Raw genomic sequence first — 25,838 nt, forward strand, 5'->3', positions numbered from 1 at the left:
TACCACCTCTCTAATTAGGAAAAGCCCTAAAAAGGGCTTTATGAAATAATTAATAATAGCCTTTATTTCCTTGCAGCTTTTACTACAAATGATACAATAAGAATTAACACAATTGCACCTAATAATGCTGGTACGACATGAATCCCACCAAACGATGGCCCAAAAGATCCAAATAATCTACTACCTAACCAAGCTCCTAGTAAACCAGCAATTATATTTCCAAACATACCAGCTGGAAAATTTTTACCCGTTATAGAACTAGCAATTATACCTATAATAGCACCAACTATTAATGTAATAATCCATCCCATTTTTAGTCCCTCATTTCTATTATAGTTTGTATTATCAAATACAAGAGTAGCTAAACTCTTATATAAGATTACGTATTTATCTACGCTAACCATATCCTACTATAGAAATATACCTACGAACATTTTATGTATGGAGATACATATATTATATGCAAAAAAGAAAAAAATTGTCAAACTTACCCACAAATCAATTATATTAATATATCATATTTAAAGGAGGCGTTATTATCTATGATTCATAAATTACTTCCCACTTCTTATGAAGTAGCAACATCCATTTTAAATGTTCAAATTCCAGCTTATAAAATTGAAGCAGACTTTTTAAACAGTACTGCAATACCTCGTTTATATGATACTGTAAACGATATTCAAAATTGTGATGAAACATTCTATGGATATTTCTCTGAAAATAAACTCGTCGGCTTTATTTCTTTTATACAAGAAGAAGAACTAATCGATATCCACAGATTAGTTGTATCGCCCGATTTTTTTCAAAAAGGAATCGCAACGAAACTGCTACTTTATATATTTAACATGTTCTCGTCTTCAATGACATACATTGTACAAACAGGTAAAGCCAATACTCCAGCTCTCACATTATATAAAAAACACAGCTTCATTGAAGTAACAGATACAACACTACCTGATGGCATGATTCTTACGCAACTTAAAAGACAGAAAACACAAAATAGTTTGACTTAATTATTTATTTATGTTATTTTTTACTTTATACAACCTTTTGCTGAGTCCAAATTTTGGAGCGGGGGAACCATTTTTGTAGCTATGCTACTTGGGGCGAATCTTTTTTAAGTAGGGAAACTCTCACTTCCCGAGTCCGACAGCTAACCTCGTAAGCGTAATGGGAGAGGAAGGTGCTTTTTGCCTATGTTACACACTTTGCCTCCTTAGTTATAAATATGGAATCGATAACAATCAGAAAACTATATTTATAGAAAAGGAGACTGGTACAATGTTACGTTTATCAGATCACGCAATAAAAATGATGGAGCAAAGACTTCGACTCGAACAACACCGCACATATCAAGCAAATAAAGTTGTAGATAACTTACATCACAAATACTTCTTTCAGCATATTTTTCAGCCGAAAAGATAAAAAAATGTTCATTTAAAATAAAAAAACACAAGGAATGTCTTCATTGACACACCTTGTGTTTTTTTTATTTCCTATGCTACCTTTATAATATCCTCACCACATTTAAACTTGCCGTAATTGTTCCTGCAATAGTGGTCACATGCCCAACACCTAATGGACCATTTTGTAATATTAACGTTGAATTTGCGCTCGCCACATTCACAAGAAGTGTATTTGAAATAGCTGGTTCGATTACTACAGTTGATGTCGTTACGTTTTGTATAAAACTCCCTGTTAGTTGTGTTCCATTTAATAGTAACCTAACAGATACAGTCTCATTCCCACCGTTCGCGTCCCCTTGAAAATAGTAGCTTACTAAATATATTCCTGGTGTGGATACCGTGACAGTTGTAGCACTAGTTAAAGATACACCAGTTCCATATACAGTAGATCCTGAATTAATTGGAATGTTGGCATTTGCTGCAATTGTACTTGTTGATGTAGAAAAGAAATAGCCGCCACCTGCTGATATTGCAGACGATCCAGTTGGACCGGTTGATCCAGTTGAACCGGTTGCACCAGTTGGACCCGTTACTCCGGTTGAACCGGTTGCACCGGTTACTCCTCTTATTCCTTGTATCCCTGTCGGTCCAGTCGCACCTGTTGAGCCAGTCGATCCAGTTGCTCCAGTCGATCCGGTCACTCCTTGTGGACCTTGCACTCCTTGAATTCCTTGAGAACCTGTTACTCCAGTTGCCCCGGTTGCTCCAGCCTGCCCCGTGGCACCTTGTGGGCCTTGAATTCCTTGTGGACCTTGTGGACCTGTTACTCCCGCCTGGCCTGTTGCTCCTGCCTGCCCCGTTATCCCTTGTGGACCTTGGATTCCTTGTGGACCTTGTGGACCCGTTACTCCCGTCGGTCCGGTCACTCCTGTTGGACCTGTTGAACCTGTTGATCCGGTTATTCCTTGTATACCTTGAGGTCCAGTTGGGCCTGTTAGACCAATCGGACCTTGAATTCCTTGTATACCTTGAATGCCCTGTGGACCTGTTGGGCCTTGTATCCCTTGTATTCCCTGAATTCCTTGAGGTCCGGTTGCACCGGTTGGACCTGTTGAACCTTCTGGACCTTGTACGCCTTGTATTCCTTGTGAACCTGTTGGACCTATGCTTCCTTGCGGGCCCTGAATCCCTTGAATTCCTTGAGGACCGGTTGGACCCGTTATACCACTTGGCCCTTGTATCCCTTGCACTCCTTGTGGACCGGTTGGACCAATCTGACCTTGCATTCCTTGTAGACCCTGTAAACCTGTTGGTCCGGTTGCTCCCATTACCCCTTGCTCACCTTGTATTCCTTGTATTCCTTGCGGGCCTGTTGGACCAATTGGACCTTGTGCCCCTTGCACTCCTTGTGGACCAGCCTGGCCTGTTGCTCCTATCGGTCCTTGTACTCCTTGTAAACCCTGTAATCCAGTTGGACCGGTTACTCCCATTACTCCTTGCGGACCTTGAATGCCTTGGTCACCCGTTGGACCAGTTGCCCCCATCGGTCCCTGTACTCCTTGCAAACCTGTTAAACCAGTTACTCCGGTTGGGCCAATCACTCCTTGTACGCCTTGGATTCCAGTCGTCCCAGTTGCTCCTGTCACTCCGGTTGCCCCAGTTGCTCCCGTCGGACCAGTTGGACCTCCTGGAGATCCTGCTGGACCAGTTGGGCCGGTTGGGCCTCCTGGCGGACCGGTTGGACCGGTTGCTCCTGTTGGACCGGTTGCAGATCCAGTTGGGCCGATTCCCCCAGTTGAGCCTGTTGAGCCTGTTGGACCTGGATCCCCTTGCAAGCCCGTTACTCCTGTTGGGCCTATTACACCTTGCACTCCTTGTATCCCCTGAGAACCTGTTGGACCAGTTAGACCCATCTCACCTTGTGACCCTTGTAAACCTTGAACGCCAGTTGCTCCTGTTGGTCCCATTGGCCCTTGTTCCCCTTGAATTCCTTGAGAGCCTGTTGGACCGGTTGGACCAATCGGACCCTGAATACCTTGTATACCTGTTACACCTTGTAAACCACTACTCCCTAAATCCCCTTGCATACCTTGTATACCAGTATTTCCTGTTGGACCAGTCGGACCTAATTCGCCTTGCACTCCTTGTATACCTTGTATTCCTGTTGGACCCGCCTGCCCGATTTCACCTTGCATACCTTGAATGCCTTGTATTCCTGTTAGACCTGTTTCTCCCATTGGACCAGGTATTCCTTGGATTCCTTGAATTCCGGTTGGACCGGCTGGCCCCCTTTCTCCTTGTATACCTTGAACACCTTGAATTCCCTGTGGACCTTGTTCCCCCATCAGTCCTTGGCTCCCTTGAGAACCTCGTGGCCCAGTTAAACCTGTTGGGCCTATTGGACCGATTTCTCCCTGCACCCCTTGCACTCCTTGAATTCCGGCCGGACCAGTTGGACCAATTGGCCCTTGAACGCCTTGTATTCCTTGCGGTCCAGTCGGTCCACCTAAAGAACCTGTCGGACCGGTTGGACCAGTTGGTCCCGTAATACCTGAAGGCAGAAAAGGAATAGGTGCTTGAAACTTACTACACTTATCTTGCTCCTTCACAAGCATCTCCCCCCGTTATAACATATCAAACTATTTTTAATACATTTAAACTAGCTGTTATCACACCAGATAATGTTGTTACATGACCAATAGCTAATGGACCATTTTGCAAAGATAAAGTAGCATTTGAAGAAGCAACATTAATGACCATCGTATTAGAAATCGCTGGTTCTAATACAAAACCTGCCGTGACGTAAAAAATAAAACTCCCTGCGACTTGCGTACCATTTAACGTAAGCCTCACGGAAATCGTTTCATTTCCAGCAGTTGGATCACCTTGAAAATAATAGCTGACTAAATATATTCCCGGCGTACTTAACGTTACAGTTGTTGCATTTGTTAAACTGACCTCAGAACCAAAAACTGTAGATCCGGAATTAATTGGTATTAACGCATTCGCTGCAATTGCACTCGTTGAAGTAGAAAAGAAATAACCGCCACCACTAGGTAAACCAGTCGCTCCTGTTGCACCTACAATTCCTAAAAAACCTATAGGCCCTTGACTACCAATGGCTCCAGTAGGTCCCACAGCTCCAATCGGCCCTTGACTACCTTGCGCTCCAGCTGGCCCTTGACTACCGCTTCCCCCTGTTATTCCACTTGCTCCAGTTGGGCCTTGTATTCCTTGAATACCTTGCACACCTTGGATTCCGGTTACTCCAGTTGCACCGATAGGTCCTGTCATTCCTGTACTTCCTTGTATCCCCATAATTCCTTGAACACCTTGCAACCCTTGTGCTCCAGCTACTCCTGTTACTCCCGCCTGGCCTGTTTCTCCAGTTTCACCAGTAATCCCAACATTTCCTTGTGGTCCTTCGGGTCCCTGAATACCTTGCGCACCTTGCACTCCTTGTGGACCTGTTATCCCGTTTTCTCCTAAATTCCCTTGGGGACCTCTAATTCCTTGTGCACCTGTTGGACCTGTTACTCCTTGTATTCCTTGCATACCTTGAGAGCCTTGCGCTCCTGTTGGGCCTACTATACCTTGTATTCCTTGAGACCCTTGCAAACCAATTGCTCCTGCCTGACCTGTTATTCCTTGAACTCCTTGCATTCCTTGAGAACCTTGTGGACCAGTCAATCCATTTTCCCCTTGTATTCCTTGAGGTCCTTGTATCCCTTGAACGCCAGCTGCTCCTGTTTCTCCTCGTATTCCTTGAGGTCCTTGTATTCCTTGTGCTCCAGCTGCTCCTGTTTCCCCTCGTATTCCTTGGGGACCTTGGACTCCTGCCGCTCCTGTTGTGCCTGTGGGACCTATTATTCCTTGTAACCCTTGTATTCCTTGTGCTCCTGTAGGACCAGTTCCCCCTTGTATTCCTTGCATACCTTTAGGACCTTCTGCACCAGTTGGACCGATTTCTCCCTTTGGACCTTGTATTCCTTGTGGACCTTCTACACCGGTTGCTCCTGTTATTCCTTGGTTACCTTGTGGACCTTGTGCACCTTGTACTCCAACTGCTCCAACTACACCTTGGGAACCTCGAGGACCTATTACACCTTGAGGACCACTCGGACCAGTTATCCCTTGTATTCCTTGTATACCTATTGCACCAGTCACACCTGTTACACCTTGTGCACCAGTTTCCCCCGCTGGACCTGTTGGTCCACCAGGTGGACCGGGTGGGCCAGATGGACCAGTCACTCCACTAGATGGACCAATTGGACCAGTAGTGCCCATTGGACCACCCGGTGGTCCTTCTAGGCCTTGCGTACCAATACTCCCTGTTGCTCCTGTTATCCCTCGTACTCCTTTTGCTCCTTGAAAACCTGTGGATCCATTTATTCCTTGTATTCCTTGAACACCTTGTGGACCTTGAGGACCTATTACACCTGTTAGCCCCCTTATTCCACTTATACCTTGAGGTCCTTGTATTCCAGTAGAACCAGTTGGGCCAGTTACACCTTGTAGCCCTTGATCACCTTGTGGTCCTTGCCCTCCAGTAATTCCTTGTATTCCTTGCGGGCCTTCTTCTCCTTGTATGCCTGTAGTTCCATCCTCTCCTTGTATTCCTTGCGCTCCTTGGGGACCTTGAGGACCTGTTACACCTGATATCCCAGTCCCCCCCATTTCTCCTTGTATTCCTTGTGCGCCAGTTTGTCCTTGCTCTCCTGTCTCTCCTTGTATTCCTTGGGGACCTTGTAGCCCTTGACTACCAGTAGGTCCTGTAATCCCTTGTATACCTTCTAGTCCTTGTAATCCAATATCACCAACTGGACCTTGCTCTCCAATTAATCCTTGAGGACCTTGCAAACCAACTGGACCTGTTACACCTTGCTCTCCAGTATCACCAACGGCACCTTGTATTCCTTGAGCTCCTGTTGTCCCTCGCGGACCTTGGATTCCTTGAATACCTTGAGGACCTTGTGGACCAGTTGCGCCTCTAGGTCCAGTGATTCCCGGAGGCCCGACCGGACCTTCATGCCCTCCAGTTGGACCTGTTGGACCACTGTTACCAGTAGGGCCAGTTGCTCCTTCAAGCGGAAGAGGCAGTGCCACTCCAAATTTTTTGCACTTTCTATGATGACGCACAACAATCCCCCTTCCCCAAAATAATTACACTTTTTATATGAAATGCATTTTTATATGAAAAGTACATCTTTGACCTCATTTTTTAAAAAATAAAGAAGCCTATCATTTCATTTATTTGAAATGATAGGCTTCTTTTTATAAAGCACTTTACTTTCTCACCTTAATAATAAAAGTCGTTGGCACCATTCTAGCTTTATATAAAGAATAATATTTCGTAGACGGCTCAGCTAGTTCTTCATCAAATGAGCTAGATGGTTCAGGCTCTTCTATTCTCTCAATTGTAAATCCCACTCTATTTAACTCATTTATGTATGTACTTATTTTTCTCTTATATAATGTCGCTTGTACATTTTCTCCTTTAAATGTTTCAAACGTAATAGGAGTTTCCTCATGATAAGAAGACTTTAAAGCAATTTCTTCTGTACCATACTGTAAATTTGAATATACCGGATGCTCCCAACTAAAAACAAAGCTTCCTCCTGGCTTTACATATGAATGAATCAGTTCCAAAGTTTTTCTTAAATCTGAAGTCCAACCTAATGCATAAATGGAATATACAATATCAAAATACCCTTTCGGAATATCCACTTCCTCTTCCATTGCTCCACATATTAACTTTGGATTGCAACACTTTAACGTTTCATTCGCTGTTTTAATTTGTTCACTTGAAAGATCAAGACCCCATACTTCCTCTGCCCCATGTTCTGCCATATATTGCAACGAATGCCCACTTCCACATCCAATATCAAGAACCTTTTTATTTCTGATTGAATCGAACAAGTGAATATCATCTTCAGACGCTGTATATGGACCATATTTCGGTAAACAATCCACTTGAAAGAAATAAGGTGCAACTGTATCCCAACACTTTTTATTTAAAGCTAACATTTGTGTACCTTTCATATTCTACATTCCCCCATCCAATTTTCTTCCCCTAATATAAATTAAACATTATAACCCGATCTCCCTTTTCTCTTCGCCCGGTAATTTTTCACTTTCGCGATCGTTCCGCACGCTCTTCCTCCTTCTTCTCCAGCATACATACCGCACCATCTTTTACTTCCATTTCGCGAATGATCATAAAATACCCAGCGACAATCTGGGCATGCTTTTAACCTCCCCCACAAATTTTCTTGAATTGACATTAACACAACGCTTAATACTTTTGTATATACATTCTCTTCGTGCACAGGCTCATATGTAATACCTTTCATATCTTCCTTTACATGTACATGAAATGGGTATTTCTCTAACCACTTTTGCAATGATCCTTCGCCTTCAACCGTTAACCGAATATCTTCTCGAAAACTTTTTAATTCCTCTATCGTATGAAATGGAACCTCTTCATGAAAATATTCTTTCATAAAGAGCATGATATCCTCTTCTGTTTGCAGCATATCAATTGGCTCTCTCGTATCGTTTGGTATTTTCCATGTATTTAAAAATTCCCGAATATATTCTAATTCATTTGGTGCATTTTGATTCAATTCCATCCACCTTCTTCTTAAAATTTACTTTTTTCTGACTTTATGTATAATTATAATATAAAATAGTTAACCACTAAATAATTTTACTGGTTACAATATTAGGAGGAGTTCTATGAAAAGTTTCTCAATACCGATACGTTTCATGCTTATTTCTTCATTTTTTATGTCTTTTGGGTACTTTGCAGTATACGCATTTTTAGCTATTTATCTATTAAGCTTTCTTCATTTTTCTGCTGTTCAAGTAGGAACAGTGTTGACGGTTATGACAATCACATCACGAGTTATCCCATTATTCTCAGGATTAATTGCTGACAAAATAGGCTATATCATTATGATGATAGCCGGATTATTTTTAAGAGGAATCGGATTTATCGCTTTAGGAATATGCTCTGATTTCTATACAATTTCTATTTCTTCTGCACTTATTGGCTTCGGAACTGCATTTTACGAACCTGCTGCGCGCGCCATATTCGGCTCACAACCAGCTCATATGAGAAAAAATTTATTTACATATTTAAACCTTAGTTTTAATTGCGGAGCAATAATCGGACCAATTGCAGGAGGGTTCTTACTCTTACTCGATCCAATCTATGCTTTTTCTCTAACAGGATCTCTTATGCTGTTATTCGCTTTTATCTTTTACTTACTTAAAAATCACTTCCAAGTCACTACTGAAAACACGTCTATTACATTAGGGCTACAGGCTATCTTACAAAACAAATCTTTCCTTTTGTTTTCATTTATTATGATTTTCTTCTATATTATGTTTACTCAGCTTACCGTCGCACTTCCACTTCATATGAAAAACATTAGTAATAGCAACCAGCTTGCTACACTAGTTATTACGATGAATGCAATAACAGGCGTCATATTTATGGTTTTATTCCGAAAACTATTTCACAAATACAACACACTTTCAATTATTAAATACGGTGTTTTATTAATGAGTATTTCCTTTTTACTCATTCCTTTATTTCAACACCCATATTGGCTATTCATTTGTGTAATTTTATTTACAATCGGTGAAACACTCGTATTACCTAACGCTGATATCGCTATTGCAAATTACAGTAACGAATCATATACAGCTACTTACTTCGGATTCTATCAACTATCACTCGCATTTGGTTTTATCATCGGTAATTATACCGGTACATCTTTTACATCCAACTTAAACGGAATGTATACACCATGGCTTATTTTCGGCGGAATAGGACTTATTGGTTTTATTTCACTACATATTTTAAATATTAAAAAAGGGATCTCTAAAGAGGATATATACCTATGTAATGAGACGAAACATCTTTAACACATTACAATTGTGATGGTACCTTTAGACAAGCAGCCTATAATAAAAAAATTCGACCATCATGTTTGACAGTCGAATCTTTTTATTTTTCATATTCAAAATGATTATGTCTTTTACAACCAAATAAATAGCAAGCCCCTATATAGTCCGTTTCAAATTCTAACCCTGGAACATATCCAGATTTGATATGTTCTATCATTTTTTTATAACAATTATTCTCTTCTATATATTCCTCAATTAACTCTTTCTTATCGTTTTCTGTCCAATTTCCTTCTACTTCTTCATTCTGAACATCTTCTATTTCTACTGTCTTCGCTTCGATAGATTCCCGTATAACTTCATTTATACGGGAGAAATTATTAGCTTTATATAGAGCATAAACAAATCTACCAATCCAATTGGGACTTTTCCAGTATTCTTTGTATCCCTTTTCGAACCATTCAATTGCTTCTTTATAGCAATTCAGCTCAACATATAAATCTGCTACATTAATTTCTCCTACAAAATCATCAGATTTCCTGTTAAAAGCATCCAACTTCTCTTTCGCTTCTGTTTTTCGCCCTAAATCAATTAAACATTTTACATAGTTATACATTATAATGTCTGAATCCCCTGCAACTCGCAAGAAAAATTCCGAAGCTTTTTCCAACTCTCCAAGATTATAATGAGCTACAGCTACATTGTGATATGCTTCATCGGATGGTTGAATCGAAATAGATTTTTGTAATGCATCTTTCGCTTCTTCCCACTTTTCTTGTTTCATGTAAATTTCCCCTAAGATGTTATAAGGAAAGTATGAGGAAGGATTCAACTTAACAGCTTCTTTTATTAATTCAAGAGCTTTACCATCATTCTCTTCCTCATAAAAGTACATCCAAGCAAGATTATTGAGAGATTGTACACCTCTAGATTCATGTACTGCTTGTTGAAACAGTTCCATCGCTTCCTCATATTCATTTTGTTCAAACATTTCAATTGCCTTCTCGTTAATGTTCAAGTAACTACCTCCGAAGTGAATGAATTCATCTATTCCCTATCATCATTTTAATATGTAAAAATTGTAATTTCTATAAAAATAAGATTGCTTCGTATTAAGCTCTTTCTCCTGTCTACATTTCATCATATATTTGGATATCCAATTCGTAATGATTTTATCAACACCGCTTTCTAAAGAAAATATATACCTATGTAAAGATACGAAATCTCTTTAAAAATTTTCAAGTTTGGTAGAATCACATTGTCATCAAATTACAAGTTGTTTGCCAGGACGAAAAAACGAGTATAAGTCACATAAACAAAAGCGAAGCCTCAGAAGAGACTCCGCTTTTGGGGCTTTGCAAATGCGCCATTTTGTGAAACTAATCCACATTAACATTATTATTTACATTTTCTATGCTCGTGCTTCATACAATCATGTCGCGGGAAACACGGTCGAACTGGTATAACCTCAGGGACTATTGGTGTTATAACCGTTGACGTATTATTAGAAGGATTTGGATCAGGTGTGTCACTACTTACAGTAGCCGTATTTATTATAAACCCGATTGCATTCGGACTTACAAATCCTCTAATAATTATAGTAACAAAGGCACCACTAGCCAATGTTCCTAAATTTAGTGTCCCCGTCCACGGACTAAACGTTATTCCTCCATCTACTGAAAACTCCGCATTGTTGAGCTGAGTCGGTATCGTATCTGTTACAACGACATTCTGCGCACTTGATGGTCCGGCATTCGATACAAATAATGTGTAAGTTAGGAATCCACCTGGAGGTATTGTGTTTGCATTCACTGTTTTTATTATTGAAACGTCTGCTGATTCACCTACAGGCGTAACAACGGTAGATGTATTGTTGTCAGGATTTGGATCTGGGGTCGTTGAGCTTACGGTTACAGTATTCGTAATAAATCCGTTAGCAGCAGAAGTCAATATCCCTCTTATTAAAATGATTGATGTTTCACCTTTTGGTAAGTCACCTATATTCGTAGTACCAAGCCATGGATTAAACGTGATTCCTCCATCTACTGAAAATTCTACATTCGAAAGTTCTCTCGGTACTGCATCAGTTACCGTTACAGCCGCCGCATCTGACGGGCCAGCATTCGATACTAATATCGTATATGTGAGTACCTGACCTACCGACACTGGCACTGTGCTTGCCACTTTTACAACAGAAATATCAGCAGAAGTAGTCACTAATGTCATAGTAGTTGAGGTGTTATTCGTTGGATCTGGATCTGGTGTTGTTGAACTTACGGTTGCGGTGTTTCTAATGATTCCCCTAGCAGAGGAACTTACCATTCCTCGAATAAAGACAGTCACTGATGACCCGCTAGCTAATGTTCCTAATACAATAGAACCAAGCCATGGATTGAACGTATTCCCTCCATCTACTGAATATTCCGGATTCAAAATCTCGCTCGGTACTGTATCTGTGAGTGTAACATTTTGAGCATCGGATGGTCCTGCATTTGCTACAACCAACCTATAAGTGAGTATCTCTCCCGCATTCACTGGATTCGGACGACCTATTTTCACTACTGAAATATCCGCTGACTCAGTTACTGGTGTAACAATAGTTGATCTGTTATTTGCTAAATTTGGATCTGGTGTCGGCGAGCTGACTACTGCCGTATTCCTAATGAAACCAGTAACTGATGATTTTACTGTTCCCCGAATTAAGATCGTTACGGAAGAGCCATTTGGCAATGTACCTATATTCGTAGTACCAGGCCATGGACTAAACGTTACCCCTCCATCTGTTGAAAATTCTGGATTTGAAATTTTTCTTGATACAGCATCTATCACTGTAACAGCTTCTGCATCTGACGGCCCTAAATTCGAGACAACTAAAGTATAAGTGAGTATCTCACCTGCGTTTACTGGGTTCGGGTTTCCTGTTTTCACCACTGAAATATCTGCTAATGCATTCACAGGCGTATCAATCGTTGTTGTGTTATTCGTTTGATCTGGATCCGGGGTCGTTGAATCTACGGTTGCGGTGTTTCTAATTGTTTCCGTAGCAGAGGCACTTACCGTTCCTCGAATTAAGAAAGTAATTGAAGCCCCATTTGCTAGCGTACCTATATTAATAGAACCCGGCCATGGATTAAACGTTACTCCTCCGTCTATTGAATATTCCGGATTTAATACCACACTTGGTATAGCATCCGTTAACGTTACATTCAACGCATCATTTGGGCCTGCATTTGATACTACTACACTATAAGCCAGTAATTCACCAGCAATCGCAGGTGATGGATTAGCTAACTTCGTCACAGAAATATCCGCTTCAGTATTCACCGGCGTAACGATCGTTGAGGTGTTATTGTCCGGATCTGGGTCTGGGGTCGTTGAATCTACAGTTACTGTGTTCGTAATTAACCCCGTAGCCAAAGGATTTACCGTTCCCCTTAGTATAATTGTTTGTGAAGCCCCATTTGCTAGCGTACCTATATTAATAGAACCCGGCCACGGATTAAACGTTATTCCTCCGTCTGTTGAATATTCCGGATTTAAAAGTTCACTTGGTATAGCATCCATCACCGTAACATTCAATGCATCATTTGGTCCCGCATTTGACACTACTACAGTATAAGTGAGTATCCCCCCTGCAAGTACTGGACTCGGATTCGCTGTCTTTACTACTGAAATATCTGCTGACGTATTTATCGCGCTAAACTCCGTAGAGATATTGTTTGTTGGATCTGGATCCGGCGTCGTACTATTAACTACGGCTGTGTTCGTAATTAATCCCGTTGCTGAAGGATTTACCGTTCCCCTTAGTATAATTGTTTGTGAAGCCCCATTTGCTAGTGTACCTAAATTGATTGAACCTGGCCATGGATTAAACGTTACTCCTCCGTCTGTCGAATATTCCGGATTCAAAATCTTATTCGGCACCTTATCTATGAGCATTACATTTTCTGCATCTGATGGTCCCGCATTCGATACTACAATTGTGTAGGTCAGCACATTTCCTGCAAGTACTGGATTTGGACTTCCTGTTTTCACCACTGAAATATCTGCTAAAGCTTCAACTGGTGTTTCGAAAGTTGAGGTGTTATTCGTTAAGTCAGGGTCTGGTGTTGTTGATTCTACCGTTGCTGTGTTTATTATCGATCCAGTTACATTAGCACTTACCGTTCCTCGTATCAACACTGTTTCTGCTGTGCCATTTACCAATGTACCTAAATTGATTGAACCTGGCCACGGATTAAACGTTACTCCCCCATCTATCGAAAATTCTGGATTTAAAACAACACTTGGTATAGCATCTGTTAACGTTACATTTTCCGCATCTGATGGACCTGCATTTGATACTACAATTGTATACGTGATTACCTGCCCCGCAATCACCGGATTTGGATTCCCCAATTTCACCACTGAAATATCCGCCGATTCACTTACTGTTGTAACAACTGTTGAAGTATTATTCGTTGGATCTGGGTCCGGTGTTGTTGATTCTACCGTTGCTGTGTTTGTTATAGTTCCAGTAGCAGAAATACTTACCGTTCCTTGAATCAAGATCGTTTCTGTTGCACCATTTACTAAAGTTCCTAAAGAAAGAGTACCAGGCCACGGATTAAACGTTACTCCTCCGTCTGTTGAATATTCCGGATTTAAAACAACACTCGGCACTGCGTCTGTTACTATTACATTCTGCGCATCTGACGGACCCAAATTAGATATGAAAAGCGTGTAAGTTAGTACGTTTCCACCGCTTACTGGGTTTGGATTTGCCGTTTTAATAATAGCAACATCTGCTGAAGCATTAACGGGAGTAATAACTGTTGAGGTGTTATTCGTTGGATCTGGGTCTGGGGTAGTCGAATCTACAGTCGCTGTGTTTGTGATAGAATCAGTAGCAGAGGTACTTACTGTTCCTCGGATCAATACCGTTTCTGTTGCACCATTTGCCAAAGTTCCTAGAGAAAGAGTACCAGGCCATGGATTAAACGTTACCCCTCCGTCTATTGAATATTCCGGACTCAAAATTTCACTTGGTATAACGTCCGTTAACGTTACATTCTGTGCTGCATTTGGTCCTGCATTCGAAACTACTATTGTATAAGTGAGTAGCTCACCAGCTACAACAGGTGTCGGACTTGCTGTTTTAACAACAGAAATATCCGCCGAGAAACTAATAGGAGCAAAAGAGGTATCAGTGTTATTGCTCAAATCTGGATCGAATGTTGTACTGCTAACAGTTGCAGTATTCGCTATAATTCCCGTAGCAGAAGGACTAACTGTTCCTCGAATTATAATTTGTACGGAACTACCTGTCGGTAACGTTCCTAGACTTAAACTTCCTGTCCAACTCTGAAAAGTAATTCCTCCATCTAAACTATACTCAGGATTTAAAATCTCAGATGGAATATCATCCGTTAACGTAACATCTTGAGCAGCATCAGGACCATTATTCGTTACTTGTATCGTGTAGGTGAGTTCCTGTCCCGGCTGTACTGGTACTGGGCTATTCGTTTTCACCACCATTAAATCAGCAACATTATTCACTTGTAAAATATAATCTTCTACTTCTCCGTCAGAGGCAGGACCTACACTCCTTGTATCCACTGATGTTGGAGTTCCAGCATTCTGATTAATAAGATTATCTGTTGTTAATCTAAGTCTTACAAAAGTGTGACCAGGAGTTAATGTTACACCCGGTGGTACCGTGAAGTTCAAGATAACGGTTTGAGTCCCTGCAACTGAAGGCACTACTTGAACAATCGCTCCCTCATTCCCTTGAAATATTCCATCCTCATTAAAATCAATCCATCCATATAAATTAGCATCACTTCCTGTTTCATTCGTTACGGTTACATTTAGCGAATAACTAGTAGCACTAACAGAAAGTGTAGCAAGAGGAACCGTTAAGCCGTCATCTTGAATACCTTTTGAAATATCGTCACCTGTTGCTGTGGGATTTTGATAAGCATCTGTTTCCGCTGTAACTTTTGTCCCTAATACTAGTTCATTTACAATTCCGTGACGTGGTCCATTATTAGCTAGTAACGTAGAATAATTATCTGGTCCGTTACCCGGAGCAGTATTTGGAGCGTCACCAAAATCTACGTTAATTTCAGCTAGTAGACACATAGTTGCATCATTAAATGAGGTTGTAACGGTGCTAGAAAATAATGCGGCGGTTGCGGTATTACCAGCGATAATATATCGGTATATATTACCGGTTGGATTAGCAATCGCATAGATTATACCATTCGAGTCCAACGCAATTGCCCCAAAAGGCCCCGTATTATGAGGTGTTGTCGTTAAATTTGTAATTTGTCCTGTCGTGGGGCTTACCCTTATAGCGATACCGGTAGGTGTTATGCCGTATAAAAAATTATCTGACGGATTATATACCCAATCACTTACGTTTAGTGTTGTACTTAAACCAACGCCAAAATTACTAGTTTGTTCTGTATATCCAGTCGCTGGATTAACTAGTTTCATAAATGTTGCAGAATTTGGACGCAAATCAATTACATAGAATCTTGCAATATCATTTACAGAAATATATAGAAATCCATTAAGATCAAAAGCTCCAACGTTATAATTATCCACAGGTAATCCTGTCGGTAGAGGAAATAGAGCTGTTACATTTCCATTGTTATCTACACGTACAATGTTATTATTTAATTGATCATATCCATAAATATAATTATCCAAAGTATTATATGCAATAGCATTTATATTTACAGGGGGATTTACCGTTCCTTGAATCAATGTTGCACCAGTGACAACATTGATGTTATACCAAATAGATGGGGTACCTGCAAACTGAATCATAGTTGTCGTACAATCTAAAGGATTATTAACAGTATCGTGGCTAAAATTTTGATTCGCAATTGTTGCACCATTATTAATTTGAGCTGCGGTAACTGTAATTGTTAGTTTTCTCGGTCCATTTGACATAGTAAATCCATCAGGTTGAGTGAAATTTGTAGGTGGGCAAGTATCACCTGGATTAGCGACAGGTTCATATACAGTATAAGTTCCTGCCGCAGTGACAGTAAAACTATAATTTCCATTTATATCTGTTTGGGTAGTTATACATGTTGCTGCCGTACTGCTAAATAAAACAACAAAAACATTAGGTATTCCTGGCTCTCCAGGATCAAATTGACCATTGTGATTTAAATCATTAAATACAATTCCCGATATTGTTGCTGCCAAACATTATCACTCCCGTCTCACTTACCATCTTATATATCTCAATCAAAAAATATTTCATTAGGCCAAATGTATTATAAAAAGCTGTCCTAATTCTTATTGATACCTTGCTAATAAAGACATAACTATTCCACGTATTTTATGCACATTTAGTACATTATGTGAATGATTTATATACAAGACTTCTTATCCCCTAACGATGTAAAAGAAAAAATTTTGATGCTACCTTCTAAAACATATATACCTACATTCATTTTACATATTATGGTATAATTTAAAGAGATTAATAGCTATTCATCTATGTTCCACACTAATTTTCTAGAAATGAACAAATCAAAATTTTTTGAAATCGGAGGAGCTTATGAAAAAGAAATTAATTGTTCTTCTATTCATCGGAATCACATTATCTGGATGTTACACTATAGAAGGAAATTCTTTAGAAACTGCAAACGGCAGTATTGAATTATTAACACCAACGATTACAACAAAAGATAATGAATTAGAAATTAAGACTGAAGGTATTGATGAAAATAAAGTAACTTTTATTTATGTTGCCAATAAAAAAGTATTGGAACAAAAAATAAATAATGGTGAATCCTACAAACTTAACATTAAAGATATCGAGCACGCTCATAGGACGGACTACAAGCCAAGAGTTCAACTTTTGCAAACGAAAGATGATAACGAAGATGGAGACATGGCAACCTTTAAACAAGTTAGATATACAGTTGAAAAAAAGTAGTTTTATAGTTATTTCATTTAAATATAACAACCGAAAATATACTTTTAACAGAGGGTAAATATAAGAGGTGCTAATATGAAAAGACGATGGATTTTTTGGTGGATTGGTAACATATTTTGGATTATAACTTTCGGGACATTGGCAGCTATCATTTGGCTAAGAGAGGTTGATGGGACCGGCGTTACTCAAACACCTGAGCTGAAATTAATAGCATTTATCGTTTTATTAATTGCATTTATATTACCACTAATTATTCAAGTTGTATGGTTAATTGTTAATCTGAGAAAAAGCAGAAAAAAATAACGCAGAAAAAAAGAGAGGAATCTTTTTCAATATAGATTCCTCTCTTTTTTCTATGGGGATTATGCCGTGCTTTTAAAGCTGCACTACTCCCTTTTCTTTACGATGCATGTTCATCTTTCTTCTTCTTCAACAATGCTCTCTTTTTCATCGCCTTCGTTAAATATCCACCTTTAAACGAACGGATTTCATAAGAAGACATAAACGCTTTCGGTGCAATTTCATTAATAATTTCTAACAGTTCTTTTTCTCTAGAACGCTTTGCAACGATATCTAAGCGATAACGTATAGAATTTATTCCTTCACCTTCAAATACTGTAACGCCAAATCCAAAATGGCGTAATTCATTTACTAATTCATTACAACGGTCTAGTAAACTAACTTGATACGTAATATATCCAATTGCTAATTTATTTTCTATATAACCGCCTAATAATAGTCCCGCACTAAAGCCGATGACATAGGCAACAATGTTCATCCAATTTGATAAATCTTGAAACACAATACCTAAACTGACAATATAAATTGCTCCTTCTAACAATCCTACACCTGCAGCGGATCTTGTTTGATTCTTTACAAGCAAAATCGTACGGATTGTTAAAGTTGGAACGTAAATAATTTGAAGCACAAAAATAAGTAAAGCTTGTAACATTGGTATCCACCTCTTTCGCAAATTCTTTTGTCATGATAACATACATAAGCTTTAGAAATCGATGGGTTTTTTAATTTTTTTTAATTTTTTTTAATTTTTTTTCATACTATTGAAATGCCCCAAAAATAAGCGTATTATGTTTGGCATAAATTCGATAAGTACCAGTAAATCATTCGTATTATATCATTTATTTTTAAACGCAAAAAAGGAACCCCATTAGGTCCCTTTCATCAGAGTTCTATGTTTTTCGAAGCATTTTCCTTTTGCTTCTCTTCTTCTTTTACTAGCTGCATATTTGCATAGGCTAAATTCGCAATCATTAAAAAGTGTCCACCCAATATTCCAGTACCAAATGCCCACATTTCCATTTCATGCTCAATTTCAAACATAATGATAGCCCCTAATATTGCGGCCGCAAATCGGTTTAGAACTCCTAATCCAGGAGCCTTTTCTTTCATCACGATACTTCTTCCTAATTTCTCCACTCTGCGAGCTAATAGCCAAAGACAATATGCGCTAACTGCTAAACCGATACCGAACCCTGTCACTTGTTTCCCAAACGGAGTAACCGCCCACATTAGTAGTAAACCACTAAAGATCGTATACAATTGTAATCGATATACACGTAAGGCTACTTGAATCAAAATATCCGCTCCTAATTTCACATTTTATTATGTGTCAGAAGAAAAGCAGCAACTTACACAGTTGCTGCTTTCTCTTGTTCTTGTTCATGATCCATTTTTTGAATTTCAACACGTTTAATTTGATAAGCATCTTTTTCTAACACTTTAAATTCATAGCCTTCTGCTTCAACGTATTGTCCTTCTTCGATTTCATGATTTTGCATCATAATCCATCCACCGATTGTATCCACATCGTCTTCTTCAATGTGTAATCCAAACAAATCTTTTACTTCTGAGATAAGCACTTTTCCATCAACAATTTTATGATACTCGTTCACATGTTGAATTGGTGGTGCTTCATCTTCATCATATTCATCACGAATTTCGCCGACGATTTCCTCCAATATATCTTCAAGCGTTACAATTCCAGCTGTTCCTCCGTACTCATCATATAAAACAGCCATTGGAATTCGCTTCTTCTGCATTTGCAGTAATAAATCATGAATTGGAGTCGTTTCCATAACTTCAATAATCGGACGCATATACGTGCGAATCGATGATAAATCTTCTTGATCGTTGTTCATATATCGAATAAAGAAATCTTTTACGTTGACCATACCGATAATATCATCTTTATCTTCTCCAAAAATCGGATAACGTGTGTATCGTTCATTTTGGATTACTTTCATGTGTTCTTCTACTGAATCTTCAAGATAGAAACCAACGATTTCTGTACGCGGTACCATTATCTCTTTCGCGATGCGATTATCAAATTCAAAGATATTATTTACATACTTGTATTCAGCTTGATTAATTTCGCCACTTTCATAGCTATCTGAAAGAATAAGACGTAATTCTTCTTCTGTATGAGCTACTTCATGTTCAGAAGCTGGTTTCAAACCGAATAAACCAGTTATAACACGAGCTGAACCGTTCAATACCCAAATAAATGGATACATGATTTTATAGAACATCATTAACGGAGTTGCCAATAACAACGTTACTTTTTCAGCCTTTTGAATTGCCAGCGTTTTCGGAGCTAATTCCCCTACTACAACGTGTAAATATGTCATTAGCATAAAAGCAAGACCAAAAGTTAATACTGATGAGATAGAAGGATTTACGTTCCATTTCTCAAATAACGGGTGTAATAACTTTTCGATTGTCGGTTCACCTAACCAACCTAATCCCATCGCTGTAACTGTAATACCTAATTGACAAGCAGATAAATATTCATCTAAATTTGTTGTTACCTTTTTCGCTGCTAACGCACCGCGTTTCCCTTCCGCAACAAGCTGATCAATGCGACTTGAACGTATCTTAACAATCGCAAACTCTGCTGCTACGAAAAATCCAGTAAATGCGATTAAAATCGCAACCATGACTAAATTAAATATTTCCAATGAATCCCCTTAGTTAAAAAACTAAGGTGTCCACCTCCTGTATACTATAATGTTTTCTTATTTGTTCGTTAGAAAACATAGCCCGATACAAAAATTAAAGAGGTCGGATTTCACTTATTCTATAATAATAGAGCAAGTGTCTGTATTAAAGCTGTCGTTTGACCTGATAAAGATTTCGATATTTTTTCACGTTGTGAATCAGTCAATTCATCTAAAAGAGGCTTTAACTCCGTTAGCTCTGCTTCTAATCTATGAATATGGTCTGTCACTTCATTCACTTGTTTCGAAACGTGTTCATTGATACCGAGCAGCTTCTTCTCCTCGATCTTCTCTTTAATCTCACAAAGCGGCATATGCATTTCTTTGCACTTCTCAATAAATTGTAATGTCTCAAATGCTGTTTCGTCGTAATAGCGATAATTAGATTGAGATCGCTCCGCTTTTAAGATTCCTAGATTCGTATAATAATCAATCGTTCGTTTCGACACGTGAGCCATGAGAGCCAACTGTCCGATTCGATACACCTTCCCAACGATCTTCCCCCCTTGTTTATATTACTAACATCATACAATACATAAACTGTACAGTCAAACGTGATGGTTTATCATTCATAATTTATACAAAATTTATCGTCTCATCTTATACAATCCAATCTATTAATTTAATTATATAATAAAATACTTAAATTCAAAAAACCAAAACGAACGAAATATAACTATGAAATTTCCCGTTCCTTTCTAATTTAAGTACATATCATAATAACATCGATATCAAATTCTTTTTATAATTAGGAGGAAAAAATGAAAGCTGTTATTCTTGCAGGTGGATACGGAACAAGGATTGGGGAAGAAACTCATTTAAAACCAAAACCTATGATTGAAATTGGAACAAAGCCTATTCTATGGCACATTATGAGTTTGTATAGTCATTACGGCATTACTGAGTTTATTATTTGCTTAGGCTATAAAGGATATGCAATTAAAGAATTCTTTCTAAATTACAACTTACACATGTCCGATTTCACGATACATTTAAGCGACAATACAATTACTAACCATTCTCATCGTATAGAACCATGGACAATTACACTGATTGATACCGGTCTAAATACCGAAACAGGTGGACGAGTTAAGAAAATACAAAATTTCGTCAGGGACGAACCTTTCTGCCTCACTTATGGCGATGGATTAAGTAATATAAATATAAAAGAACTCATGGCATTTCATAAAAAACACAGCAAAATAGCTACTGTTACTGCCGTACAACCTCCAGGCAGATTTGGTTCTCTCGTATTAGATAAACAGTCTGTAACATCCTTTCAAGAGAAACCATTAGGTGATGGCGGATGGGTTAACGGTGGATTTTTCGTTTTAAATCCTGATATTTTCAATTACATTAGTGGAGATAAGTCTGTTTTTGAAACAGACACTTTAGTTCAGTTAGTAAACAAAAACGAATTGGCCGCATATCAACATACTGGTTTTTGGCATCCAATGGATACAGTGCGCGATAAAAATAAATTAGTCGAGCTATGGGAAAGTAATAACGCTCCGTGGAAGGTTTGGTAATATGACTTCATCATCTTTTTGGAATAAGAAAAAAGTATTTATTACAGGACATACTGGCTTTAAAGGCTCATGGCTTACCCTTTTTTTAACTTCATTAGGTGCAGAAGTAGTTGGCTATTCTTCTCACCCCCCATCCATCCCTAACCTTTTTGAACAATGTAACGTATCAAAAGAGTGCATAACAATTAAAGGCGATATTACAGATTACGATTCTTTATCCCATGCCCTGAAACAACATAACCCTGACATACTATTTCATTTAGCAGCTCAGCCAATCGTCACCACTTCATACAAAAATCCTATCGAAACATTTAAAACGAATGTTTTAGGTACTGTTCACGTATTAGAAGCGGCAAAGCATATAGAAAGTATACGTGGCATCATTAATGTTACAAGTGACAAATGCTATGAAAATGACGGGAGCGGTAACCGGGCATTCGTGGAAACTGACCGACTAGGAGGTTTCGACCCTTATAGTGCTAGTAAAGCTTGTGCTGAACTAGTTGCAACATCATATCAAAAATCATTCTTCCACACTAACACTCCTAAACTTGCCTCAGTAAGAGCAGGTAACGTCATCGGCGGCGGTGATTGGGCAGAAGACCGATTATTCCCAGATATCATTCGTGCATATTTACAAGATAATACATTAAATATTAGAAACAAAAACGCTATTCGCCCATGGCAACACGTATTAGATCCTTTACATGGCTATATTCTATTAGCTGAAAACCTTTCGAAAGACGCCGAATATGCAGCAGCTTGGAATTTCGGCCCGATGAATGAACTTAACAGAACCGTTCATGATGTCATTCAATCTATAATAAAATTATGGAATCAACCACTAACAATCCTTTCCCCTCATACAAATACTCTTTATGAATCACCTATTTTAACACTTGATAGTACAAAAGCAGTAAATAAACTCGGTTGGACTCCTAAATTATCAACAGATCATTCTATCGCTTGGACTGTTGATTGGTACAAAAAATATGCATCTGGTCAAAATATGGAATCTTTCACGCGACAACAAATCGATGCATTCAAAAATTTATAAGGGGGCTATAAAATGGAACAGAAAAAATGCCGTTTTTGCCACTCATTACTCACAAATACTTTTTTAGATTTAGGCGTTTCTCCTCTCGCTAACTCATTTGTAGCTCCAGAACACTCATATAAAATGGAGCCATTTTATCCGCTGCACACGTTTGTTTGTAACTCTTGTTTACTTGTACAATTAGATGAATTTGAATCTCCGCACAATATTTTTCATGACTATTTATACTTTAGCTCTTATTCCTCCAGTTGGCTACTACACGCTAAGCAATATGTAGAAATGGCGATTAAGCGTTTCAACTTAACAAACCATTCGAAAGTGATTGAAATCGCAAGTAACGACGGGTACTTATTACAATACTTTCAAAAAGAAAATATCAAAACGTTAGGAATTGAACCAGCAAAAAATGTAGCAGAAATCGCTATCCAAAAAGGAATTCCTACTGAAGTGAATTTTTTCAGCAATGACTTAGCAAAAAAGTTACCACAAGCTGATTTAATCGTCGCAAATAACGTATTAGCACATGTTCCGAACTTGCATGATTTTGTTGCCGGTTTAAAAACATTATTAAAACACGATGGCACGATAACAATTGAATTCCCGCACTTATTAAACCTCATATCCTTTAAACAGTTTGACACAATCTATCATGAGCATTTCTCCTACTTCTCACTTATAAGTCTTCAAAAAGTTTTAGCTCATCATCATTTACAAATTGTCGATGTAGAAGAACTTGCAACGCACGGTGGTTCATTGCGTATTTTTGTAAACCATCACAGTGACTCATCCACTATCCATTCCAGTGTTACAAATATAATCCAAAAAGAAGTAGATCACGGGCTAGATACATTAGATTGCTATCTCCTTTTTTCTGAACGCATAGAACAATTGAAAATAAGTATTTTAAAGTTTTTTATCGAAGCAAAGGCTTTAAACAAACAAATTATCGGTTACGGCGCTCCTGCTAAAGGAAACACCCTTTTAAATTATTGCGGGATAGGAAAAGAGTTTCTAAATTATACAGTAGATAAAAACCCTCACAAACAAAATCTCCTTCTACCAGGAACCCGCATTCCAATACAATCTCCTGAAGAAATAAAACGTACAAAACCTGATTACATTCTCATACTTCCTTGGAATTTGAAAGACGAAATTATGAAAGAATGCTCTTTCATTCGTGAATGGGGCGGCAAATTTTTAGTAACGATTCCAGAAGTTGAGGTGATTGAGCCATGAAAAAAATCCTTGTAACAGGCGGTAGTGGATGGATTGGTAAATATGTTGTAAATTCCCTTATACAAAAGGGCTATGAAGTGCACGCCACCTACAATACAAATAAGCCTTCTCACCTTTCTTGCCATTGGCATAAAGTAAACTTACTTTGCGATGAAGAAGTAAAAAAACTCATTTACGACATGAAGCCTAGTCATCTCATTCATTTAGCTTGGGAAGCAGTGCCGCCAGCGTGTTATGTATCTATTAATAATTACTATTGGCTTACATCCAGTATCTCATTAATTCAACACTTCACAACATGCGGCGGAAAGCGAGTCATCGTTGCCGGTACTGGCGCAGAATATGAATGGTTTAACGGCGTATTATTTGAAGATTCACCGCTTCTTTCCTATAAAACCCCGTATTCATTATGTAAAAACGCACTACATTCCTGGCTACAATCATACGCTGGGAAAACCGGCCTCAGCATGTGTTGGAGCCGCATTTTTCATATGTATGGCCCTCACGAACAAGGGAATCGACTCGTTTCTAACATTATCACGTCCTTATTAAAAAATGAGGAAGCACTATGTACACATGGAAAACAATTAAGAGATTTCCTCCATGTGAGTGACGTCGCTGATGCTCTCGTAACAGTATTAGAACGCAATGTTACAGGCACAATCAATATCGCTTCTGGTCAATCTGTACAAATTAAAGAATTAGCTTCTATCATTGCTAAAAAGATAGGAAAAGAAAATTTAATTAAACTAGGTGCGATTCCTTTCTCTAAAGATGAACCTTTATTCGTCGGTGTTAATGTAGAACGTTTAAAAACTGAAGTAAACTGGAAACCGACGTACAATCTAAATACTGGAATCGAAGAAACAATTTTATGGTGGGAATCATTTATAAAAAAGCATAACGATACGCAGCACTAAAACGTAAATCCTTCGTCCCTCTCGCTAATTCCTTATACCATTCTTCTAATCTTTCAGGTGTAATAATGTGATGTGTCCCCATTCCTGCATGCTTACTACCTTCAGAAAGAGTCGGACCAATTTGTAATTTCCTCTTCCTCATCGCATCGTTCCACGGACTAAATCCAAACCATGCAATACAAGCAAGAGGTGGGTAATTCATAAATTCATGTGCAGTTAAATGCCTTCCAACAGTGTAGCTTCCATGTTCATTATTATGAATGAATCTACCTCTTCTCCATAATCTCCAATCTTCCGGTAAGTAACCGTGAAATCGCTGTTTCATTAAAGGTATTCCAAAGTTAAGTTCCGGATAATTATAGTTAAGATCATCGACCATAATAAGCCCTTCCAGCCAATACATCCTCTCTCCCAATTCATTTAGTGATTTCCAAAACTGATTTTTATCTTGCACACAAAGAAACTCAGTCGTATTTAAAATCATTTTCCAACCTTCTACTTCTTGTTCCACCCTCATCACTTCATGGTCTGTCGCTAATGCATCAAACTCTGGATTTGTAGAATCTCGCACTTCCCAATGCGGTGCGAATTTTTTGCAAATTTCGACTGAACGATCTGTAGAGCCTTTATTAATTAAAATACCATGATCAAACAGTTTCGTATGATGCATAAGCCACCACGGTAATAAATACTCTTCATTGTAAAAATGAGAAATAACGGTTGTAGTTATAATAATCTCCTCCTCTTTCTCTATTAATCTACTTTTTCATCCTACTCTTAATATACTTATCAGTTATGTAATTGGTTTCTTTTATTT

At 38.6% G+C, this 25,838-nt stretch carries 21 protein-coding genes and 1 riboswitch; of the genes, 9 read left to right on the forward strand and 12 right to left on the reverse strand.

Going from position 1 to position 25,838, the window contains the following annotated elements; genetic code table 11:
* Positions 1-62 precede the first annotated feature (62 nt).
* Entirely contained in the window at positions 63-311 is a 249-nt protein-coding gene (locus MR155_RS20810; RefSeq protein ID WP_002033357.1) for a GlsB/YeaQ/YmgE family stress response membrane protein, read from the reverse strand.
* 231 nt (positions 312-542) lie between these two features.
* Here MR155_RS20810 and MR155_RS20815 point away from each other — a divergent pair, with 231 nt between their 5' ends.
* Both MR155_RS20815 and MR155_RS20820 read left to right on the forward strand, forming a co-directional pair.
* A complete protein-coding gene (locus tag MR155_RS20815) occupies positions 543-1,013 on the forward strand; it encodes a GNAT family N-acetyltransferase (RefSeq protein ID WP_113935943.1) in 471 nt (156 codons plus the stop codon).
* A gap of 28 nt (positions 1,014-1,041) precedes the next feature.
* A riboswitch (cyclic di-AMP (ydaO/yuaA leader) is annotated at positions 1,042-1,184 on the forward strand.
* 97 nt (positions 1,185-1,281) lie between these two features.
* The gene (locus tag MR155_RS20820; protein ID WP_000945246.1) at positions 1,282-1,425 is read left to right on the forward strand and encodes a hypothetical protein; all 144 of its coding nucleotides are present in this window, start codon (positions 1,282-1,284) and stop codon (positions 1,423-1,425) included.
* Positions 1,426-1,507: 82 nt separating this feature from the next.
* On the opposite strand, the gene MR155_RS20825 is transcribed toward MR155_RS20820, so the two are convergent.
* From MR155_RS20825 to MR155_RS20840, 4 genes are all read right to left on the reverse strand, one after another.
* Positions 1,508-4,021, reverse strand: coding sequence for a BC_3345 family exosporium-associated protein (locus MR155_RS20825; RefSeq protein ID WP_242310977.1), 2,514 nt, complete (start codon positions 4,019-4,021; stop codon positions 1,508-1,510).
* 19 nt (positions 4,022-4,040) lie between these two features.
* On the reverse strand, positions 4,041-6,545 hold the full coding sequence (locus MR155_RS20830; protein ID WP_242310978.1) for a BclA C-terminal domain-containing protein: 2,505 nt from the start codon (positions 6,543-6,545) through the stop codon (positions 4,041-4,043).
* Between the two features lie 147 nt (positions 6,546-6,692).
* On the reverse strand, positions 6,693-7,448 hold the full coding sequence (locus MR155_RS20835) for a class I SAM-dependent methyltransferase (RefSeq protein WP_219303169.1): 756 nt from the start codon (positions 7,446-7,448) through the stop codon (positions 6,693-6,695).
* A gap of 41 nt (positions 7,449-7,489) precedes the next feature.
* Positions 7,490-8,032, reverse strand: coding sequence for a CGNR zinc finger domain-containing protein (locus MR155_RS20840; protein ID WP_242310979.1), 543 nt, complete (start codon positions 8,030-8,032; stop codon positions 7,490-7,492).
* A 112-nt stretch (positions 8,033-8,144) separates the two neighbouring features.
* Here MR155_RS20840 and MR155_RS20845 point away from each other — a divergent pair, with 112 nt between their 5' ends.
* Positions 8,145-9,341: an MDR family MFS transporter gene (locus MR155_RS20845; protein ID WP_242310980.1), complete on the forward strand. Its 1,197-nt coding sequence runs from the start codon at positions 8,145-8,147 to the stop codon at positions 9,339-9,341.
* Between the two features lie 82 nt (positions 9,342-9,423).
* Here the strand turns inward: MR155_RS20845 and MR155_RS20850 are convergent, their stop codons facing one another.
* Together MR155_RS20850 and MR155_RS20855 are read right to left on the reverse strand one after the other, a co-directional pair.
* Positions 9,424-10,338 carry a tetratricopeptide repeat protein gene (locus MR155_RS20850; protein WP_242310981.1) on the reverse strand — a complete coding sequence of 305 codons (915 nt, stop codon included), beginning with the start codon at positions 10,336-10,338 and terminating at the stop codon, positions 9,424-9,426.
* A gap of 380 nt (positions 10,339-10,718) precedes the next feature.
* Positions 10,719-16,523, reverse strand: a complete 5,805-nt coding sequence (locus MR155_RS20855) for a DUF7507 domain-containing protein (protein ID WP_242310982.1) — start codon at positions 16,521-16,523, stop codon at positions 10,719-10,721.
* Positions 16,524-16,881: 358 nt separating this feature from the next.
* Here MR155_RS20855 and MR155_RS20860 point away from each other — a divergent pair, with 358 nt between their 5' ends.
* Entirely contained in the window at positions 16,882-17,262 is a 381-nt protein-coding gene (locus MR155_RS20860; RefSeq protein ID WP_242310983.1) for a hypothetical protein, read from the forward strand.
* Positions 17,263-17,337: 75 nt separating this feature from the next.
* Positions 17,338-17,565 (forward strand): DUF3923 family protein, encoded by a 228-nt coding sequence (locus MR155_RS20865; RefSeq protein ID WP_242310984.1) that lies wholly within the window; start codon positions 17,338-17,340, stop codon positions 17,563-17,565.
* 97 nt (positions 17,566-17,662) lie between these two features.
* Here MR155_RS20865 and MR155_RS20870 read toward each other — a convergent pair whose 3' ends face one another.
* The 4 genes from MR155_RS20870 to MR155_RS20885 form a co-directional block, all read right to left on the reverse strand.
* Positions 17,663-18,214: a DUF2179 domain-containing protein gene (locus MR155_RS20870; RefSeq protein WP_002014015.1), complete on the reverse strand. Its 552-nt coding sequence runs from the start codon at positions 18,212-18,214 to the stop codon at positions 17,663-17,665.
* Between the two features lie 230 nt (positions 18,215-18,444).
* Entirely contained in the window at positions 18,445-18,858 is a 414-nt protein-coding gene (locus tag MR155_RS20875; protein ID WP_002084378.1) for an ATP synthase subunit I, read from the reverse strand.
* Between the two features lie 53 nt (positions 18,859-18,911).
* Positions 18,912-20,240 (reverse strand): hemolysin family protein, encoded by a 1,329-nt coding sequence (locus tag MR155_RS20880; protein WP_044443291.1) that lies wholly within the window; start codon positions 20,238-20,240, stop codon positions 18,912-18,914.
* A 119-nt stretch (positions 20,241-20,359) separates the two neighbouring features.
* Positions 20,360-20,764 carry a MerR family transcriptional regulator gene (locus tag MR155_RS20885; RefSeq protein WP_012261301.1) on the reverse strand — a complete coding sequence of 135 codons (405 nt, stop codon included), beginning with the start codon at positions 20,762-20,764 and terminating at the stop codon, positions 20,360-20,362.
* 276 nt (positions 20,765-21,040) lie between these two features.
* Here MR155_RS20885 and rfbF point away from each other — a divergent pair, with 276 nt between their 5' ends.
* From rfbF to MR155_RS20905, 4 genes are read left to right on the forward strand one after another with little or no spacing between them, the layout of a single operon-like run.
* On the forward strand, positions 21,041-21,808 hold the full coding sequence (gene rfbF, locus MR155_RS20890; RefSeq protein WP_242310985.1) for a glucose-1-phosphate cytidylyltransferase: 768 nt from the start codon (positions 21,041-21,043) through the stop codon (positions 21,806-21,808).
* Between the two features lies 1 nt (position 21,809).
* A complete protein-coding gene (gene rfbG / locus MR155_RS20895; protein ID WP_242310986.1) occupies positions 21,810-22,865 on the forward strand; it encodes a CDP-glucose 4,6-dehydratase in 1,056 nt (351 codons plus the stop codon).
* Positions 22,866-22,877: 12 nt separating this feature from the next.
* A complete protein-coding gene (locus tag MR155_RS20900; protein WP_219303177.1) occupies positions 22,878-24,101 on the forward strand; it encodes a class I SAM-dependent methyltransferase in 1,224 nt (407 codons plus the stop codon).
* Positions 24,098-25,021: an NAD-dependent epimerase/dehydratase family protein gene (locus MR155_RS20905; RefSeq protein ID WP_242310987.1), complete on the forward strand. Its 924-nt coding sequence runs from the start codon at positions 24,098-24,100 to the stop codon at positions 25,019-25,021. Before MR155_RS20900 ends, MR155_RS20905 begins: the two co-directional genes overlap by 4 nt.
* Here the strand turns inward: MR155_RS20905 and MR155_RS20910 are convergent.
* Entirely contained in the window at positions 24,990-25,775 is a 786-nt protein-coding gene (locus MR155_RS20910; RefSeq protein WP_219303740.1) for a glycosyltransferase family 2 protein, read from the reverse strand. The two genes, MR155_RS20905 and MR155_RS20910, sit on opposite strands and share 32 nt — an antisense overlap.
* Between the last annotated feature and the right edge of the window lie 63 nt (positions 25,776-25,838).

Origin of the sequence: Bacillus cereus group sp. BfR-BA-01331 (assembly GCF_022663915.1) — a bacterium.
In the GTDB taxonomy this organism is placed as follows: Bacteria; Bacillota; Bacilli; order Bacillales; family Bacillaceae_G; genus Bacillus_A; species Bacillus_A mycoides.